General features: G+C 71.8%; 15 protein-coding genes. 7 read left to right on the plus strand and 8 right to left on the minus strand.

What is annotated here, in order from left to right:
• Positions 1 to 63: 63 nt before the first annotated feature.
• From O1G22_RS08500 to O1G22_RS08520, 5 genes are all read right to left on the minus strand, one after another.
• The gene (locus O1G22_RS08500; RefSeq protein ID WP_270080759.1) at positions 64 to 2739 is read right to left on the minus strand and encodes a WD40/YVTN/BNR-like repeat-containing protein; all 2676 of its coding nucleotides are present in this window, start codon (positions 2737 to 2739) and stop codon (positions 64 to 66) included.
• Positions 2740 to 2909: 170 nt separating this feature from the next.
• Entirely contained in the window at positions 2910 to 4484 is a 1575-nt protein-coding gene (locus tag O1G22_RS08505) for a sialidase family protein (protein ID WP_270080760.1), read from the minus strand.
• A gap of 170 nt (positions 4485 to 4654) precedes the next feature.
• Positions 4655 to 5857 carry an MFS transporter gene (locus O1G22_RS08510; RefSeq protein ID WP_270080761.1) on the minus strand — a complete coding sequence of 401 codons (1203 nt, stop codon included), beginning with the start codon at positions 5855 to 5857 and terminating at the stop codon, positions 4655 to 4657.
• Positions 5854 to 6750 carry a M48 family metalloprotease gene (locus tag O1G22_RS08515; protein WP_270080762.1) on the minus strand — a complete coding sequence of 299 codons (897 nt, stop codon included), beginning with the start codon at positions 6748 to 6750 and terminating at the stop codon, positions 5854 to 5856. Before O1G22_RS08515 ends, O1G22_RS08510 begins: the two co-directional genes overlap by 4 nt.
• Positions 6751 to 6776: 26 nt before the next feature.
• Positions 6777 to 7169 (minus strand): BlaI/MecI/CopY family transcriptional regulator, encoded by a 393-nt coding sequence (locus tag O1G22_RS08520; protein WP_270080763.1) that lies wholly within the window; start codon positions 7167 to 7169, stop codon positions 6777 to 6779.
• A 176-nt stretch (positions 7170 to 7345) separates the two neighbouring features.
• On the opposite strand from O1G22_RS08520, the gene O1G22_RS08525 reads away from it, so the two are divergent.
• From O1G22_RS08525 to O1G22_RS08535, 3 genes are read left to right on the plus strand one after another with little or no spacing between them, the layout of a single operon-like run.
• Complete coding sequence (locus tag O1G22_RS08525) at positions 7346 to 8029, plus strand: ferric reductase-like transmembrane domain-containing protein (RefSeq protein ID WP_270080764.1); 684 nt, start codon at positions 7346 to 7348, stop codon at positions 8027 to 8029.
• Between the two features lie 5 nt (positions 8030 to 8034).
• A complete protein-coding gene (locus O1G22_RS08530) occupies positions 8035 to 8328 on the plus strand; it encodes a ferredoxin (RefSeq protein WP_270080765.1) in 294 nt (97 codons plus the stop codon).
• The gene (locus O1G22_RS08535; protein WP_270080766.1) at positions 8325 to 9569 is read left to right on the plus strand and encodes an NAD(P)/FAD-dependent oxidoreductase; all 1245 of its coding nucleotides are present in this window, start codon (positions 8325 to 8327) and stop codon (positions 9567 to 9569) included. The genes O1G22_RS08530 and O1G22_RS08535 overlap by 4 nt, the downstream gene beginning before the upstream one ends.
• Positions 9570 to 9900: 331 nt before the next feature.
• Here the strand turns inward: O1G22_RS08535 and O1G22_RS08540 are convergent, their stop codons facing one another.
• Together O1G22_RS08540 and O1G22_RS08545 are read right to left on the minus strand one after the other, a co-directional pair.
• Complete coding sequence (locus O1G22_RS08540) at positions 9901 to 10518, minus strand: sigma-70 family RNA polymerase sigma factor (protein ID WP_270080767.1); 618 nt, start codon at positions 10516 to 10518, stop codon at positions 9901 to 9903.
• 184 nt (positions 10519 to 10702) lie between these two features.
• Positions 10703 to 11467, minus strand: coding sequence for a hypothetical protein (locus O1G22_RS08545; RefSeq protein WP_270080768.1), 765 nt, complete (start codon positions 11465 to 11467; stop codon positions 10703 to 10705).
• Between the two features lie 256 nt (positions 11468 to 11723).
• Here O1G22_RS08545 and O1G22_RS08550 point away from each other — a divergent pair, with 256 nt between their 5' ends.
• Both O1G22_RS08550 and O1G22_RS08555 read left to right on the plus strand, forming a co-directional pair.
• Positions 11724 to 12866, plus strand: coding sequence for an MFS transporter (locus O1G22_RS08550; RefSeq protein ID WP_270080769.1), 1143 nt, complete (start codon positions 11724 to 11726; stop codon positions 12864 to 12866).
• Entirely contained in the window at positions 12863 to 13903 is a 1041-nt protein-coding gene (locus tag O1G22_RS08555) for a sugar ABC transporter permease (protein ID WP_333492223.1), read from the plus strand. The genes O1G22_RS08550 and O1G22_RS08555 overlap by 4 nt, the downstream gene beginning before the upstream one ends.
• Here O1G22_RS08555 and O1G22_RS08560 read toward each other — a convergent pair.
• The gene (locus tag O1G22_RS08560) at positions 13881 to 15071 is read right to left on the minus strand and encodes an acyl-CoA dehydrogenase family protein (RefSeq protein WP_270080770.1); all 1191 of its coding nucleotides are present in this window, start codon (positions 15069 to 15071) and stop codon (positions 13881 to 13883) included. The two genes, O1G22_RS08555 and O1G22_RS08560, sit on opposite strands and share 23 nt — an antisense overlap.
• A 125-nt stretch (positions 15072 to 15196) precedes the next feature.
• On the opposite strand from O1G22_RS08560, the gene O1G22_RS08565 reads away from it, so the two are divergent.
• A complete protein-coding gene (locus O1G22_RS08565; RefSeq protein WP_270080771.1) occupies positions 15197 to 16936 on the plus strand; it encodes a CoA transferase in 1740 nt (579 codons plus the stop codon).
• A complete protein-coding gene (locus O1G22_RS08570) occupies positions 16933 to 18600 on the plus strand; it encodes a class I adenylate-forming enzyme family protein (RefSeq protein WP_270080772.1) in 1668 nt (555 codons plus the stop codon). The genes O1G22_RS08565 and O1G22_RS08570 overlap by 4 nt, the downstream gene beginning before the upstream one ends.
• Positions 18601 to 18608 lie beyond the last annotated feature (8 nt).

Genomic DNA, 18608 nt, shown 5'->3' on the forward strand with positions numbered 1-18608 from the left:
CGGCCGATACCCCTGGTTCGGGGGCACCGGCCGTCGTCGTGCTACACAGCGCACGGGTGGTGATCAGTCCTTACGGCCCTTGAGGCGCTGTACGTCGAAGGACCAGATGCCGCGTCCGTGCGTGGCGGCGTACAGCTTGCCGTCGAGGCCGAGGCGCAGCTGCATCACGGCCGTGGTGGGCAGGTCGTGCCCCAGGACCAGCCACTTCGTGGCACCGGCGGGGCGGTAGAAGGTGGCCAGGTCGGTGCCGAGGGCGAGGCCGCCGTTCGGGAGGAGCTTGACCGAGTCGGCGGGGACGTCGGGCAGGTTGGCCGAGATGTCCGTCCAGCTCGCGCCGCCGTCCTTCGACTCGAAGACATGGCCCACGCCCGCGCCCGGGCCCTCGGTCCACCTGCGGGAGAAGCCGTTGACCGCCACGTACACGTGCTGGGCGTCGGCCGGGTCGATCTCGAAGCCGGAGACGTAGCGGTTGGGGATGGTGCCGTCGACCGGGAGGTTGAGCTGGTGCCAGCCGGTGCCGTCGGCGTTGCCGACCGCGATGCCCCGGGTGAAGCCCTGGTTGTTGCAGGGGCCGCACCAGCCGACGTACACCGTGCCGCCGGAGGACGCCACGGCCGTGGCCACGTGGCCCTCGCCGAGGTCGTAGGCGTTCGTCCACTCCTTGCCGGAGCGGATCGCGAAGCCCTTGGTGTTCACCCACACGTGCCGGCCGCCCGCGATCCAGGTGTTGGTGTCCTGGGCGTCGGCGGCGATGGGCGCGATGAAGCGGGCGCCCGCACCGCCCTGGTCCTTGTCCGGCGGGGCGACCTCGTACTCGGTGGCCTTGGACGGGTCCGTCGACCAGGAACCGTCGTTCACGCCGCAGTTCTGCGTGACCCACATGTCGAGGTAGACGTACTCGGCGGCGATGTTGCAGCCGTTGGCGGGGTCGGCGATGGTGTCGCCGCCGTCACCGCCGAAGTTCGAGCCCATGACCTTGTCGTGGCCGCGCAGGATCGACTGGCCGTTGTCCTGCAGGCCGCCGGTGACGGAGACGCCGCCGTTGGTGAGGTCCTTGCCGACGCCCACCGAGTAGTACTGAAGGGTGTCGAGGGTGCCGTCGCTCAGGGACTGCCAGTCCTTTGCGTGACCGCCGGAGTCGACGGCGCCGTTGAGCGGGCGGCGGTAGATGCCGCCGTCGTTGCCCACGTACGCCCAGGTCTTGCCCTTGTAGCTGCCGATCGCGACCGCGTGCTGGTCGGAGTGGGTCGTGGGCGAGCAATCGCCGGTCTGCTTCGCCGGGTCGATGCTCCAGCAGGGGAAGGGGAAGTTCCAGTACGGACCGGGCACCGTCCAGCTCTGGCCGCCGTTCTTGGTCTCGAAGACCTCTTCCAGGCCGAGGTAGACGTGGTCGGCGTTGGCCGGGTCGACCTGGAGGAACTGGTTGTACCAGGACTGGATGCCGGGCATGTAGCCCGCGCCCTGCAGGGCGGAGCCGGACGCCTTCAGCTTGGTGTAGTCGGCGATCTGCGTCCACGGCCCGAACGGCGAGCCGTTCTTCGACACGTACACGCCCTTGAGCCCGCTGTCCGGGTTGGCGGCCATCTGCGCCGGAGACTGGTCGATGGCGTACAGCCGCGAGCCGTCGGCAGCGGCGGCGAACGTCATGTTGCCGACGTCGGCGCTGCTGGTCGGCAGGTCACCGAGGCCGCTGACCGGCTTCCAGCTGCCGTCGTCCTGCTTGGCGTAGATCCCGTTGTAGGTGTCGCCGCCGCGCCAGCCCACAGCGAGAAGGACCTTGTTGGGGTCCTTGGGGTCTACGGCGATGTCGTTGGCGATGTTCTTGTACGGCGCGCTCGGGTCGTCCGCCTTCGAACCGCCCGGCAGATAGTCCGGGTTGGGCGCGAACTCGTGCTTCCAGGGGCCGGACAGGGTGGTCGTGGAGTGCGACCACACGCCGGTGCTGGTGGCCGCCCACACCGTGGTGCCGGCGAAGCGCAGGGCGTGGATGACGGTGGACTCCAGCTCGGCGCCGCCCACGCGGTCGCCGGGCTGGAACTGTCCGTGGCGCGGGTCTTTGAGGACGTACACGCCGGTGCCAACGAAGGACGTCGCGCCGGTGTTGGACTCGCCGGTGGCGTACCAGAGCCGGTTCTGCCCGTCCAGCGAGAGGGTGCCGGTGGACAGGGACGGCAGCTTGTCGGAGATCGGCTTCCAGTGTCCGCCGCCCGTGGTGGAGCGGAAGACGCCGCCGTTGGCGCCGCCCGCGTACACATCACCCTGGTCGTCCGCGGCGATCCCGGTGATCCGACCGGTCACGTCGCCCGCGCCACCGCTGGAGTTGGAGTTCACATCGCGGTAGCGGGGGTCGTCGGAGTTGTACGCCTTCTTGGTGACGTGGTCCCAGTCGCCCCTCGTGTGCCTCATCGACTGCAGCTGCTGCCAAGCCGCCCCGTAGGCGCCGGGCGCGACCACGCCGGGTGCGGTGCGGGCCTCGGTGAACTGGGCCGTCGCCTCGGCGGAGTTCTCCGCCTCGTCGGCCCCGTCGTCATCGCCGCCCTCTGCGGCGAACGCGGACATGCCGTGGCCCGTGTGCACCGCCTTGATGTGCTCCCGGCCCATGGCGGCCTGGTGGCGCGCCTGCCAGGGGCGGGGTCTTGCGTTGTTCGACGCCGCGAAAGACTGGGTGCTTACCAGTCCGAACGCGGCCGCTACGACGGTGCAGGTTATGAACCGTCGTTGGTGCTTCGGGGGCAACATGCCCTCTCCTCCCTGCGCCGGGAGCATGGGGGTGTCCCGACGCAGAGGGGATCTTGGCGTGACCACAACAGTCACACAAAGGGCTCACAGGAAAAATGGTGGGTTGTTTACCTTGCGCCTCACATGAACCCGAAGTTGCGCTAGCCGTATCCCTCTAGGAGGGGCTTCGATCACCGGACGATCCGGTGCGGCCGGGCTCCCAGGTGCTTCGCCACTCCCGGCGCAGCCGTAGCCGTGGCCGCAGCAAAGGGACCGTAGTCCCTGCCGGTGTGGAACAGCCCGCTGTAGGCGTCCGTGGAGTTCTGCGGCGCGTTGTCAGTGGTCTCCACGAACAGGGGCCGAACGGCGAAGCGGCCGTCAGTAGCGAGGCCCTCGTAGTCGCCGAGGAAGTGGCCCCGGGCGTAAGGGGCCTGGAGCCAGTCGAAGACGCGGGAGATGCGATGCTCGGTAGCGCGGTTCTCGGCTCCGCGCGGGAAGGTGAGCAGCCAGGCGGCGGTGGGCAGGGTGGTGGTGTTCCCGGCGGTGAGGTAGCGCAGGTCGTAGTAGGTGAGCGCGACCGTGCCGCGGGCGTCCACGCTGATGGAGGGCGTGAAGGCGGGCGCGGAAGCGACCCGGTTGACCCTCGTCGACGCCGACCAGGTCCGGCCACCGTCGGTGGAGTGTGTCAGTTCCACGGAGTTGTAGGCGCCGCCGCTGAAGTCCGAGCCCTCGTAGGCGACATACAACTCCCCTGTGTGCGGATCGATGGCGACGTTCGGCAGGTCGCCACCCGCGCGCAGGGACTTGGTCGCGTCCGTGGGGGCATTGGGATCGACTTCGGGTACGGACGTGTCCTTGGCAATGGTGACCGGCTTGCTCCACGTGCGGCCCTGGTCGGTCGACTTGACCACGGCGAAGTGCAGGTCGGTGGGCGTGAACGTGCCGGTGCTGTAGTCGATGTCGTACGTCTGCCAGTCGAAGACGTCGTAGAGGGTGTCGGTGCGCGGGTCGACGACGATGACGTTTCCGATGGTCTGCGAGTGCGGAACGACCGAGGTGTCCACGAACGGGCGCGCCTTGGACCAGTGCCGGCCGCCGTCGCGGGTGGTGGAGATGTAGGCGGGCCCGTCGTAGACCTTGGCGGAGTCGTCCTCGTCGATGCGGTCCCAGACCTGGTAGGCGACGCCGGGGTGAACGGGGTCGGCGGTGACCGCGTTCTTGTCGTCCGTGAACTCGGCCTGTGTGTCGTCGATCAACGGGACCGTGTGGGTCCAGGTGCGTCCCCCGTCGTACGACGTCGAGGCGGCCACCCCGTTGCGCGCGTCGGTGGCGTCGAACACCAGCCCGCTGGCGTAGACGGTGCCGTCAGGTCCGATGCTCACCCAGCCATCAGAGGCTCGCTGATAGCTGAGGCCGCCCGGCGCGCAGTGCGAGAACGGCAGCGGGGTCTCGGTGAAATGCCGCCCGTCGTGCGTGTACGTGGCGGTCAGGCCCCGGGCTCCGCCGTTGGACCAGCGGTCCTGCTGGAAGATCCCGACCGCGTTGCGCGGATCTCGCGGGGAGGCGGTAACGTACGGCTCGTCCTCGGCGGACAGGTAGTTGGTGCCGGTCCCGTCGCCGCTGATGTCGCAGGCGGCGTAAGGGGCAGTGGGTGAGACCAGATGGACTGGCTGGCGGCCACCCGAGGCCGCAGAACTGCCCACTGCGGCGACGAGCAGAAACGCAGCAGCGGTGGCTACGAAAGACGCTCTTGTACGTGTGCGCATGGCGATTCCCCCAACTCCCCGAATGACGGTCTGCCTTGGGCTGTGCTGGCGCAGGTACTGGTCCCGGGGTTGCCGGGACATGAGTCGCCTGGGGAGCCTAGCCCCGCGCTGTGTGACCGGAGTTGGAGGAAGTAGTCAAGGACACGTCAATAATCGTTTACCGGTGTCGGTCAGCCGTTGGCCTGCCGGGAGCGGCCGAGGACGGGCAGGACGGCCGCCAGAGCAAGGGCAATGGCGCCGGACACCAGCAGCGGGACATGCCCGTCGGAGCCCCAGGCAAGCCCGGCCCACAGCCCGGCCAGGAGGACGGCGGCGCCGGTGATCCCCTGATAGAGGCCCTGGGCCGTGCCCTGCCGGTGGTCGGGGACGAGGCTGGAGACCCAGGCTTTGCCGACCCCGTCGGTGCAGGCGGCGAATCCGCCGTACAGAGGCAGGACGACGAAGACCAGCCAGGGCGCATGGATGAGGCCAAGGCCCAGATATCCGACGGCGAAGAAGACCAGGCCCGCCGCGAACACCAGCGGGCGTGGCAGCCGGTCGGAGAGGGCTCCGGCGGGGTAGGACAGGGCGGCGTAGGCGAGGTTGTAGACCGCGTACGCGCCGACGACCCCGGCCGTGGACAGGCCCAGCTCGTGGGCGCGCAGCAGGAGCAGCGCGTCGGGAAAATTGATCAGGTTGAAGGCGAACAGTACGGCCAGGACACGCCAGTAGGGGCGGGGCAGGGACCGCCACCGGGCTCGTACGACCTTCGCGGAAGCGCCACCTGTCCGGCCCGGGTCACGGACGACGGCGACCAGGGCCACCGAGGCGACGGCCGGGATCACCGCGACCCAGAACAACGGTCGCAGGCGGTGGTCGAGGCCCTCGTACAGCGCGAGACCCGCCAGCGGGCCGACCACGGCGCCGGCGGTGTCGGCCGCCCGATGCAGCCCGAACACCCTGCCGCGCTGCCCCTGCAGAACACCGTCGACGAGCAGAGCATCGCGCGGTGCGCCCCGCACCCCCTTGCCCAGCCGGTCGACCACCCGCGCCACCAGCACCAACGGCCACACTGTGGCGACGGCGATGAGCAGTTTCCCCAGGGCAGCCAGCCCGTATCCGGCTCCGATCAGCGGGCGGCGGGCGAATCGGTCGGCCAGGCGCCCCGAGGCGACCTTGGTGACCGACGCGGCGCCCTCGGCGAGACCTTCGATCACGCCGACCACGGCAGGCGGGGCGCCGAGCACGGTGGTCAGGAAGATCGGCAGGATCGGATAGAGGAGCTCACTGGCGGCGTCCTGGAGGAACGACACCCCGCACAGCACTTTCACGTTGTGGGTCAGCCACGCCGGACGTGCTGCCGCCGAACGGTTAGGCGTTACGGGCCCGTTCACGGGTGCAAGATCTCCAGGAACCGGCCGAGCGCCGAGGTGGCGTCGGCGAGCGCGAGTGCCGTCGCGGTGACCAGGGACGCGGCCAGCAGCGCGGCGCTTCGGCGGCTTTCCGGGCGAGCGCCCTGCAGGGCGCGGACCCGCTCGGTCACCTGGTGGCGCAGGTAGGCCAGCGCCGTGGCGGGCCCTCGGCCGGTGCCGGCGAGGGCGGCTCGGGCCAGGGAACGGGCCGCGAGCGTCCGGCTGGCCACCGCGTGGGCGGCGTCCTCGTCAGCCCAGCGTTCCAGTGCGAAGCCGAGTTCGCCGCGCAGACGCCTCAGGATGGGGTTGAGCGCAGAGGCCATCTCGCCCAGGGTCGCGTAATGGTGGTGTCGGTGAGCCAGGTGGGCATGCTCGTGCGCCAGCAGCACCGTCCGCTCGTCGACAGGCAGCGCACGCAGCATGCCGGAGGTGACCACGATCCGCCGGGGCCGGCCGGGCAGCGCGTAGGCGTCCGGCTGGTCGTCGGCAAGCACGATCAGGTCGCCGGCCGCAGGCAGGCGCCGCAGACCGGCCAGTGCCCGCGTCTCACGGCGGCGCCGCCACACAGTGCGCGCAAGCCTGGACAGGCCGCAGGACAGCAGAGCGGCAGCCAGCACCCCGAGCGTGCGTGGCACCGGATCGGCGGCGGCGAGCGCGGCTGGGTCGGGACGCGTATAGGCAATGACCTCTGCGATGCGGCCCAGGCCACCGGCCGCCAGGACCAGCAGGCCCCAGACCGTGGACAGCGCCGCCACCGCCGAGATGGCCGCCAGCATGCGGGCCGCGGCAGCCGGTGCGAGCTGCCGGGTCAGACGAGGGCCGACGGCAGCCAGTACGGCGGGCGCCAGAAGCAGGAGGTACACGGTCAGGTACACGAACGTCGTCGCCTTTCCAGACCCGCTCAGTCCGTGGAGTCGAGCAGGGCGCGCAGGGCGGTCTGCTGGTCGGCGTCCAGGGTGTCCACGAAGTGCTGGAGTACCTCGGCGCGGTGGCCGGTGCGGCGCAGGGCGGCGTTCATCTCCTGGGCGGCCACCTCCGCCGCTGCCCGGCTGGGCGTGTAGGCGTACGCGCGGCCCACGGGCTCTCGATCCACCAGGCCCTTGGCGCGGAGGCGGCCGAGTACGGTGAGCACGGTCTTGTAGACCAGACCGTCGCCGAGCTGCTGGTGAACCTCAGCGGCGGTCATCGGCCCGTCGCCGGCCCACAGCGCGGCCATGATCTCCGCTTCCAGCGCCCCGGCTGGACGCCGGGCACCGGCCTCCGCAGCGTCGGCCCGATCGCGTGGGCTCGGCATGGTCAGCTCCCTTTCCTTCCCGCCCGCCGTCCGTCGTTCCGAGGGCGGGGACACTCCTTTGTCGCACATCCTGTAAGACTCAGGCTAGTCTCACAGCGTGTAAGACTTCGCGGAGCCGTGCTGCTTCGGCGGAGCAGTTCGTCGCGCACAGCGCCACCCGTGCAAGGAGAACGACCTTGGCTTCGACCGCAACGACCCGGTGGCCGGCGCGGGCCACCATACTGGCCCTGCCCCTCGCCCTGTCACTGGCCGCAGTGCCCGTCGCCCACGCCGACACCCTCGCTGAGGGCCCCTACACCCCCTACGACCAGGGCGTACGGCACGTCGCCACCCTCGCCGGATACCTCTCCTACGGGCTGATGGCGCTGGCGGTGTGCTTCGGCATCCTGACCACCACCGGATGGGCCCGCCGCAGCGTGCGCCGCGAGACCCTCTACGGCGGGCACATGATGCTCGCGGTGATCTGCCTGGCCTTCGCCTGCATCCACGGCATCGCCTACGCCTTCCAGACCGGCCAGCACTTCTCCTACGTCAACGTGGTCATCCCGTTCGTCAACGGCGGTGAGCCGGAGGTCGCCTTCGGCATCATCGGCCTCGAACTCGGCCTCGCGGTCGCCGTGTCGATCTGGGTCCAGCGCCGGCTGGGCTACCGCCGCTGGCACCTGGTGCACTACCTCGCCTACCCGGCCTTCGGCCTGTCGCTGCTGCACACCATCACCGCGTCCGCAGAGGTGCAGGCCCTCGGTCTGCTCGGCATCTTCGTGCTCGGCATCGCCGCCGCTCCCATCCTGCTGTTCGTGCTGCGGCTGCTGCCGGCCACCACCGCGGTTGCCACCCGTATCGCCCCGCAGGAGGTGTGACGCCGGTGTCCGCATCCCACGCCACGCATACCGCGGTCAACGCCTTCGGCCCGCACGTCACCGTCCCCACCGCAGCCCCTCCCACTGCCACGCCGGTGGTGAAGGTCATCGTCGACAACAACCACTGCGAGCTGTACGCGATCTGCCAGCAGGAAGCCCCTGAAGTCTTCGAGCTGGGCGCCGACGGCCGCCTGCGTTACGACGCCGTCCCCGATGCCTCCCAGACCCCGGCGGTGCGGCAGGCTGCCCGCTGCTGCCCCATGCAGGCCATCACCCTGACCACCCGGGAGACGCAGTGACCAGCGCGGCCACCGACCGGATCGCCATCGTCGGTACCGGCCTTGCGGGCCTGTCCGCCGCCGAGCGGCTGCGCGAGATCGGCTGGCGCGGCGAGATCACCATGATCGGGGAGGAGCCCCACCGGCCCTACAACCGCACCCCGCTCTCCAAGCAGCTGCTGACCGGCGACCGCCAGCCCCCTGAGCTGGCGCTGAACGTCTACACCGAACTGGATGCTGCCTGGCGCCTGAGCACCCGTGCCCTGGACCTGGATGTGGAGCGGCGGGAGTTGCTGCTGCCCGGAGGTGAGCAGCTGCCGTTCGACGGGCTGATCATCGCCTCCGGCGTCGAACCGCGCCATCTACCCGGTTCCCCACTGCACTCGGACCGGGTGTGGATGCTGCGCACCCTGGCCGACGCCCGCAACATCGACGCCGCCCTCGCCCGGGCCCGGCATGTGGCGGTCATCGGCGGCGGGTTCATCGGCTGCGAGATCGCCTGCTCGGCCCGCACCCGCGCCCTGGACGTTACCGTCATCGACGTCAGCCCCACCCTTCTGCACCGCTCCCTGGGCCCGGCACTGGGTGCGATGATCGGCGACCTGCACCGCGACCACGGCGTCCGCCTCCACCTCGGCGTCGGGGTGCGCGGCTGGTCCGAGGACAAGCGCGGCGTGACGGTCTTGCTGGACGACGGTGAGCAGGTCCGCGCGGATGCCGCCGTCGTGGGCGTGGGCACAGTGCCCCGCACCGACTGGCTCTGGCACACCGGCCTCGACCTCAGCGACGGCGTGCTGTGTGCCCCCACCACCCACGTCATGGGCACCGACGGGGACCCGATCGACGGCATCACCGCCGCCGGCGACGTGGCCCGCTGGCCCAACCTGCGCTTCGACGACGTCCCGCGCCGGGTCGAGCACTGGATCAACGCCATCGAGATGGGCCGCCACGCCGCCGACGCCCTCCTCCAAGGCCCCCAAGACGCTTCCCCGTTCGTACCGGTGCCCCGGTTCTGGTCCCACCAGCATGGGGTGCGCATCCAGTCCGTCGGCATGCCGGGTCTCGGCACCGACATGACCATCCTCGACGGCGACCCCGCGCGGTGCCGTACCGTCGCGGGATACACCCGGCCAGGGCCCGACGGAGCCCCGATCCTGGTCGGTGCCGTGGCACTGGACTCGCCTCGGACCCTTCTCGCCTACCGTGATCGCATCGGCCACCCCCTGGCCACCGTGCCCGGACGGCGCCAAGTCGCCGCCTGACGGTGGGCCCGCGATGCCGCACCCCGCAAAGCCGCCGCCGGCACCCCTGTCTCCGGCCCTGAAGTTCGGTACCGAGTTGGTCGACGAAGCCATCGTCGAAGCCGACCTCACCGCGGGCATCACGACCGTCATCGAGACGCCGGAGCCGCGGCCGGGAGGCACTCCCCGATGCAGCTCACCAGTTCGCTGGCGCTTCTGCGAACAGTGTCGTGCGCGCTCCGCACCGCCAAGGTCACCTCGGACACCCGCACGGCACCCGACGGGTCCATGCGGCCATGGAAGCCGGCGGCCCGGATCACTCGGTGATCCAGGCCGCCGTGCGACCGGTACGTCATGCCGCTACGGCCACCGGCGCGGCCTGCTCGGCCTCGTCCAGCCACTCGATGAGCGTGGTGCGGGCGCGGGCGACCCGCGAGCGGACTGTGCCGATCGGGCAGTTGCTGACGAGGGCTGCCTCCGCGTAGGGAAGTCCCACCATCTGAGTGAGGACGAATGCCTCGCGGCGGTCGTCGGGGAGCGTGTCCAGCAGCTCGGTGAGTGCGATGCCGTCGTCGAAGCCGGGCAGGTCGCGCGGCTGGGTGCGTTCGGCGGCCGACTGCCAGTCGTCCGTGTCCGACAGGCGGGGGCGGGACGAGTTGTAGCGGATGCTGTCGATGACCGCGCGACGGGCGATGGAGAGCAGCCAGGTGCGGGCCGAGGAGCGGCCTTCGAACCGGTGCAGGCTGCCGAGGGCGCGCAGGAAGGTGTCCTGAGTCAGGTCGTCGGCGCTCTGAGGGTCGGCACCGAGGTACGTCACGTAGTGGCGGACGTCCCGGTGCAGGGCGCGTACGAAGAGATCGACGGCATCGGGGTCGCCGCTGCGGGCGGCGAGGGCCAAGGCCGTGATCGAGTCTTCTCTCGGGTTCTTCCTCAATTGTTCGCGCGATGCAGGCAGGGCAGGAGTGATCACCTGGGATCTGTCCTTCTCGGGATCAGGTATCCGGCGTCCGGCCGGCGCGCGTTGCAGGGCAGCGGGCGCCACGACCGGAACCGGTGGTGGGGTGGACGGCCGGGCGCTGGAGCGCACGGCCGATGCCCGAGGCGGGGCCGACGGCTCGACGGCTGTGGAGACGGCCTCGGGGAACCGGCTGTCGTCAGGCGACAGCGGTCCCGGCGGGCGGGCCCCGAGAGGTGATCGCGTGGGTGAGAAGGAGGCGACGCGGTGCCCGGTCCGACTCCGCTCGGCGGGCGCGGACGCGCGGCCGGTGTGGCGGCACGGGCAGCCGGAGGAGCAGACACAGCGGCGCGAAGAGCCAGCCGGCGACGGCCCGCAGGATGCGGAACGCGGCACGTTCGCCGTACGCGAGCCACAGCGCGCACAGCAGGGCGGCCAGCAGGTGGGCGAGGAGCATACCGGTCGAGGACATGGCGGCCATGTCGTGGGCAACGGCGCCGACGGGCGCTGCGGAAGCCATGTGGTCCATCGAGCCCATGGAGCCCATCGAATGCATCGAGCCCATGGAAGGCATGGAGTGCATGGCGGCCATGTCGTGGCCCATGGAGTTCATCTCGCCCATGGAGCCCGCCCCCGACGGCGAACCGCACAGGAGGTAGGTGAGCCACTGCTGGGCGAGCGACCTCCCGCCGGACGGTGCGGGGTGGGCGACAGCCTGGGCGAGAGAGAACGAGGAGTGAAGTACGGCCTGGGTGGCCACCGCGACGGAGACGACGAGAAGCGGTCCGCGTTCCCGGCCGGCCAGCCGCCAGGCCATACCGCCCGTCGCCACCACGCCCGCGGTCATGGCCCACCAGGGCACCGCGGTTCCCGACATCATGACGTGACCCAGGGCGGTGAGCAGCACACAGCAGGCCGCGAACACCGCCGCCCGTACCGTGCGAGAACACCACCCAGCAGTCATGGCGGCCTCATCCTCGCATCCGCGCTTCCATGGTCACCGGGGGGTACGGAAAACGGACTATGCCCCCTCAGCCCCGAACTTGTGATCCAGGCCACAGTAACGGGCCGGAACTCCTCGGCGATTGAACCCGACCTCTCTCGAAGGCCCGGGATTTCCCAGGCGGGGAGGAGGAACGCCGGTGGCGGCGGACCAGAGCCAGACTCAGAGTCAGATCGGGACGGCGACCGAAGAGGGCCCGGCACGGGCGACAGGTGCCATGACGGCGCTGCTGACGTGCGCCATGGCCTTCTCGATGATGCAGCTCTTCCTGCTCGGCGCGCTCGGACCACGGCTCGTGGACGACCTGAAGGTGTCACCGACCGTGCTGGGGCTGACGACGACTGTGGGCTTCGGGGCCGCGGCTGTGCTCTCCCCTGCGGGCGGGCGTGTGGTGGACCGGCTGGGTCCGCGCCGCTGCCTGGTCGCGCTGCTGCTGGTGTCGGCGGCGGCGCTGGCGCTGATCGGGTCGGCGCCGGGCGCCGGGTTCCTGCTGGCGGCGGTCGCGCTGGGCGGGCTCCCGCAGGCGCTGGCGAACCCCGCCACGAACAAGGCGATCCTGGCCGCCGTACCGGCGGAGCGGCGTGGCTCGGTGACCGGGATGAAGCAGTCCGGGGTGCAGCTGGGCGCGTTCGCCGCCGGACTGCCGCTGGCCGCGCTGGCCGGGATCACCGGCTGGCGGGGCGCGGTGTGGACGGCGGCCGGCGCAGCCGTGCTGGCCGCCGTCTGGGCGGCTCGCGCCTTGCCCGCCGACCCGCCACCGAAGGCCGCGCCGGCCTCGTGGATCCCGCGCGGCGCCATCGCCTGGCTGGCGCTCTTCTCTCTGCTATTGGGCTGCGGCATCGCGTCGGTGAACACGTATCTGGCGTTGTACGGCGTGCGGCGGCTCGGGCTCGGGCCGACAGCGGCCGGTGCGCTGGTGGCGGTGCTGGGCATCGCGGGCATCGCCGGGCGGGTGGGCTGGTCTAAGGTGGCGGGCCAGCCGGGCCGGGCCGTGTGGCTGCCGGGCGGACTGGCCGCCGGTGCAGTGGGGGCCGCACTGCTGCTGGCGGCCTCGGCGTACGCGCACCCGCTGGCCTGGGCCGCTGCGGTGGCCGTCGGCGTCTTCGCGGTGGCCGCCAACGCGGTCTCGATGGTGCTGGTGATGCAGCGCGCGGCGCCCGGCCGGGCCGGACAGGACTCGGCGCTGGTCTCGGCCGGATTCTTCGCCGGGTTCGCGATCGGCCCGCCACTGTTCGGGCTGCTGGCGGGCGCAGGGCGGTACGGGACCGGGTGGCTGCTGGTCGCGGGAGAGTTCGTGGGGGCGAGTGTGGTGGCGCTGACCTGGGCTGTGCGTGAGCGGCGTTCGGTCGTACGGCGATGAGCGCGGCGCGTGCGGCGAAGGGCTCGGCGGGCATGGCTCCGCAGCCCCACCCTGACGTCGCCGACTGGGTGGCTCCGGCGCTGGATTCCGTCCTGGAGCGGGTGGCCGTGACTCAGGCTGAAGTCGGTGACCGTTTCCCGCTGTTCGCCGACCCCTGCACCGGCCAGTGGACGACGACCGGACGTGGCTCGTGGACGGGCGGCTTCTGGGCAGGGCTGCTGTGGCTACGCGCCCGGTACACAGCGGACGACGGCGCTCACGAGGCGGCGGCGAAGTGCACCGGTCGGCTCGCGAACTGGGTGCACGCCGACACGGCCGCCCGCGGATTGATCTTCTGGTACGGGACCGCGCTCGCCGACACGCGCGAGGCCACCGAGCTGCGGGACCGGGCCGCCCGCGCCTGCCGGGATGCGTACGACGCCGAACTCGGTCTCGTCCCGTGGGGCTCGGCGTTCGGCGGCCCCCGCCTCCTGGCCCGCGTGGACGGCGTACCGGGCATGGTCCCGCTCCTGGCCACAGTGGACGAGCAGGCTGCCGAGGCTCACCTGCGCCGCCATCTCGAACTCTGTCTCGACAACGGTTTCTTGGGCTGGTCCTGGCGGTTCGAGCGCACTGCGCGTTGGGTTCCGTGCGACGATCCGCCGCCGGGCTGGAGCCGGGGCCGGCCTTGGCTGCTGCTGGCCGTGGCCGATGCCGTGCACCGTCTCAGCGCCGACGATCTGGCGGATGTCGCACGCCACTTGATTGCCGCCCATGCCGTCCCACCCGCGGACGAGACCCGCCCGGGAGGCCCCCTCGACACCTCGGCCGCCGCCATATCCGCGGTGGCCCTGTTCAAGCTCGGCCGACGTGAACGGGCCGTCCAGGTGCTGCAAGAACTGGTCCGCACCCATCTCTCGGGCGACGGCCGCCTCCTTGACGGCTGCTACGACCTCACCTCAGGAACGGCGACACGGCACGAGCTGATCTGGGGCGACTACTTCCTCGCCTACGCGCTCGCCGCCCTCACCGGCCTCATCGATCCCCACGAAATCTAGGGGCACGCAGCACCCGGCGCGCGACCGAGGTGATGTGCAGTTCGTCCGGACCGTCGAGGATCCGGGCCGCCCTGCCGGTGCGGAACAGCGCGGGCAAAGCGGTGTCCGGGCCGAGGCCCGCCGCGCCGTGTACCTGGATCGCCGCGTCGGCCACCTGCTGGAGGGTGCGGGCGGCGGCCACCTTGGCCAGGCCCACCTCCACATGCGCGTCGAGTCCGGCGTCCAGGCGGCCCACGGCCTCGTACACGAGCGGGCGGGTCGTGCGCAGCACGAGCAGCGACTCGAAGACGTAGCGCTGAACGAGCTGAAGGTCTGCGAGCGAGCCGCGGGAGCGGCTACGGGTCGTAGCGCGTGAGCGCATCAGGTCGAAGGCCCGCCCGGCCTGCCCCAGCCAGCGTAGGCAGCGCAGTGTGCGGCCGAGTTGGAGCCGTTCGGCCGCGACGTCCAGTGCCTTGCCGCGCTCGCCGATCAGGTGGTCGTCGTTGACCACGACCCCATCCAGCTCGATCTCCCACTGCCCGCCCGCGCCGAGCACCGGCAGTTCACGCACCACACGGAAGCCCGGCGATTTCGTCGGTATCAGGAGCAGTGACAGTCCCTCGCGGTCCGGCGGTGTGCCGTCCGTGCGGGCGAGGACCGTGACGAGGTCGGCGTCGGCCGCCCCGCTGGTGAACCATTTGCGTCCGCTCACCCGCCAGGTTCCGCCGTCAGCGGGTACGGCGCGGGTGGTGGTGAGGAAGGGGTCGGTGCCTGGCGTCTCGGGCTCGGTCATGGCGTAGCAGGCCCGTATGTCTCCGGCGACCAGGCGCTCGGCGTACCGTTCACGGACGGCCGGGCTGCCGTGCCGCCACAGCATCAACACGTCGAGCAGGGGCGCCGAGCCAAGGGCGGCCGGGCCGTGGTCGCTGGCTCCCTCGGCCTCGGCCACATGGGCGTACGACCGCAGCGGCATCCCTTGGCCGCCCAGTTCCGAGGGAAGCGGGAGCGCCCACAGCCCTTCGGTCTTCGCCTCGCGCTGGAGCCTGCGCAGCACGGCGGCGGCCTGCGCACCGCCAGCGTCCAGTACGGGCTCGCAGGGCATCACCCGTCCGCGTACGAACTCGGCGACGCGATCCCTCAACGCCGTTGTGTCCGGCGGGCAGTGGGGGGTCCCGGTGATCTCGTCCATGCGGGTCTCCGTCACTTTCCTCGTGATCCGCGGGAACCCCGGCCGCCGGCCGTCCGACTCCCTCTTCCGTGGAACAGGTCGGGGGCGACCGTCCCCGGGTTCCCGCGCGTCAGGAAAGGAGAGGCATGGCAACTCCAGCCATACCGGCCGTCGCGCGGACGGCCGGACCACTCGACGGTCTCCGCCTGCGGGGCGACGGTCCGCCGGGCCCGGCGGACGGTCTCATCGCGGAGCACCTGCGGCTGCTGGGCGCCGAGACCGACGGCGGCTGCGGCGGCCGGCTCACCGTCACCGGAGGCGGCATCGGTGGTGTCACCGCCCGCAGCACGTGGGGAGGGACCGCGACCGACGAGGCCACTGTCCAGGCGGCGACCGGCATCATGGCCGTACACGGCCGCCGTGACGGCGCCCCGCGCGGTCTCGCCGTCGACTACGCCGCCACGGCCACCGGCGTGCTGGCCGTGCAGGGCCTGCTGGCCGGTCTGCTGGCGCGGGCGCGCGGCGGGAACGTCACACAGGTCGAGGTCAGCGCCGAACGGGCCGGGCTGCTCGTGGTCTCCCAGTACCTGGCCGCCGCCGGGGCCGAGGAGGGCGAGGCGGTCGAACTCGCTGCGGGCGGGCCGCCGTTCACGTCGGCCGACGGGATCGTCTTCGAGCTGGAGACGCTGGATCCGGGGGTGTGGGCGTCGTTCTGGCGCACCCTGGACACCCCGGAAGAATCGATACGCCGGGGGTGGCGGCCCTTCCAGTTCCGGTATGCCACGGCCTGCGCGCCCTTCCCGCAGACGTTGCACGAGGCGGCCCGGGCAAGCTCCTGGGAGCGGATCCGGTACGCCGCCGAGGTGTCCGGCGCCGACGTGTGCCCGTTGCGGTCTCTCGCCGAGCGTGCGGCCGAGTACGACCGTGCGGCACCCTGGCAGCTGACCCCGCACGCCGAGGCGGCGTACACCCCCGGCAGACCCACCGATGACCTGCCCCTCACCGGATTCACCGTCCTGGAAGCCGGGCGGCGGATCCAGGCCCCGCTCGCCGCCCACCTCCTCGGCCTGCTGGGCGCGGAGGTGATCCGGATCGAGCCGCCGGGCGGCGACCCGTTGCGCGGGATGCCGCCCGCCTGCTCCGGCGTCTCGGCGCGCTGGCTGGCGTTGAACCGGGGCAAGAAGGCCGTCGAAGTGGACATCAAGTCCGCGGCCGACCGGGAGCGGCTGCGCGAGATGGCCGCCGACGCGGATGTCTTCCTGCACAACTGGGCACCTGGCAAGGCCGCCCAGCTCGGCCTCGACCACGAGCACCTGGCCCTCGCCAACCCGGCGCTCGTCTACGCCTACACCAGCGGCTGGGCGGACCGGCTGCCCGAGGCCCCCATGGGCACCGACTTCATGGTGCAGGCCCGCACCGGTGTCGGCGAGGCGGTGCGGCCCGCCGACGAGCCGGCCGCCCCGTCCCTGATGACGCTGCTCGACGTGCTCGGCGGCCTGCTCGGCGCCGAGGCGATCCTGGCGGGGCTGCTGCTGCGGGAGCGCACCGGACGCGGGATACGCGTCGACTCGTCGCTGCTCGGCGCCGCCGACGTGCTCACCGCACCCCATCGGGCCCGGGCCGCGCAGGGACTCGACCCGCGCAGGCCGGCGGGGTTCCGCCGCCCGCTGCACACCGCCGACGGCTGGATTGCCCTGGCCGATGTGTCCGCGGCCCCGTACGACGTCGGAGAGCTGTCCACAGACCAGGCGCTGGAGCGGCTGCGCGAACGCGGCCTGGCCGCTGTCCCGGTCATCGCCGACCTCGCCGACCTGCTCTCCTGCGGCCCGATCAACCGCGACGCGTACGGCGCCCCCGCCGTTCCCGACCCCTGGAGCTTCGCATGACCGTGGACCTGCACGACCTGCTGCCCGCCGAGCTGCGCCGCACCTGGGCAGTCGACGGCACCTGCCCGGACCTGGACCTCTACAGCCTCTACCGCGCCCACCAGGTCGCCGACCTGCACCGCACCGCGGTCATCGACGCCAAGGGAAAGCTCTGCTACACGGCCCTGGACCGCAAAGCGCGATGTCTGGCGGCCGGTCTGTCCGGGCTCGGCATACGCGCCGGTGACGTGGTGGGCATACAACTGCCCAATGCCCGGGGCGCCGTCATCGCCGACCTGGCGCTGGCCGCGCTGGGTGCCATCGCGCTGCCCTTCCCCGTCGGCCGCGGCACTAACGAGGCAGCCTCCCTGCTGCGCCGGGCGGAGGCGGTCGCCGTGATCGCCGCCACCGAGCACCGCGGAAACCACCACGCCGCCGATCTGCTCACGCTCGCCGGTGAACTCCCCGCCCTACGCACGGTGATCGCCGCCGGGCCCGGAGCCCCGGAGGGGACGCTCGCGTTCTCCGCGCTGCTGCGCACCGACCCCACGTCCTTCAAGCCGGCCCGCCCCGATCCCGACTCCGCCACCCGCATCCTGGTCTCGTCCGGGTCCGAGGCCGAGCCGAAGATGGTGGCGTACTCGCACAACGCGCTGGCCGGCGGCCGCGGCAACTTCCTCGCCGCGCTCATGCCGGACAGTCGGCCGCCGCGCTGCCTCTTCCTCGTCCCGCTGGCCTCCGCCTTCGGTAGCAGCGGCACCGCCGTCACGCTCGCCCGGCACGGCGGAACGCTCGTCCTGCTGGACCACTTCACGCCCAAGGCCGCGCTGGATGCGCTCGCCGCGCACGAGCCCACCCACGTCCTGGGCGTACCGACCATGATCCGGATGATGCTGGACCGGATCGCGGAAGGACACCATCCGGCGGTCCCTCCGCCCACGGCCGTCATCGTCGGCGGATCGCCGCTCGACGAGGCCACGGCCGAGGAGGCCCGGCGCGGCTTCGGCTGCCCGGTCGTGAACCTCTACGGCTCGGCCGACGGCGTCAACTGCCACACCGGACTGTCCGACCCTCCCCTGCGCGGCGAACGGCCGGGCATCCTCGCCGGCCACCCGGACCCGCTCGTCGCCGACATACGCATCGCCGTCCCCGGCACGAGTGAACTCCGGGAGGCGCCGCGCGGCAGTGTCGGTGAGATCGTCGCCCGCGGCCCGATGACCCCCCTGTGCTACGTCGCCGCCCCCGACCTCGACGCCCGCTACCGCACCGCCGACGGCTGGGTGCGCACCGGCGACCTCGGCCTCATCGACGACGACGGGAACCTGCGGATCGTCGGGCGGCTGAAGGACATCGTCATCCGGGGCGGGGCCAACATCAGCCCGGCCGAGGTAGAGATCGAGCTGACGGCACATCCGCTCGTACGGGACGTGGTGTGCGTCGGCGTGCCCGATCCACTGATGGGCGAGCGGCTGGCCGCCTGCGTCGTGCCGCGGGGCGAGGCGGCGCCCACGTTGGAGGAGCTGTGCGCGCACCTGGACGCGCGCGGCCTGGAGCGGCGCAAGCACCCCGAACGTCTCCTGCTGGTATCGGAGTTGCCGCTCACCCCGGCGGGCAAGCCGGATCGGGCGCTCTTGCGTGAGCGGTGTTCGGCGCAGGCGCCGTGGTCCGTCGCGCAGGCCGTCTGACCCACACG

Origin of the sequence: Streptomyces camelliae, assembly GCF_027625935.1 — a bacterium.
GTDB lineage: Bacteria > Actinomycetota > Actinomycetes > Streptomycetales > Streptomycetaceae > Streptomyces > Streptomyces camelliae.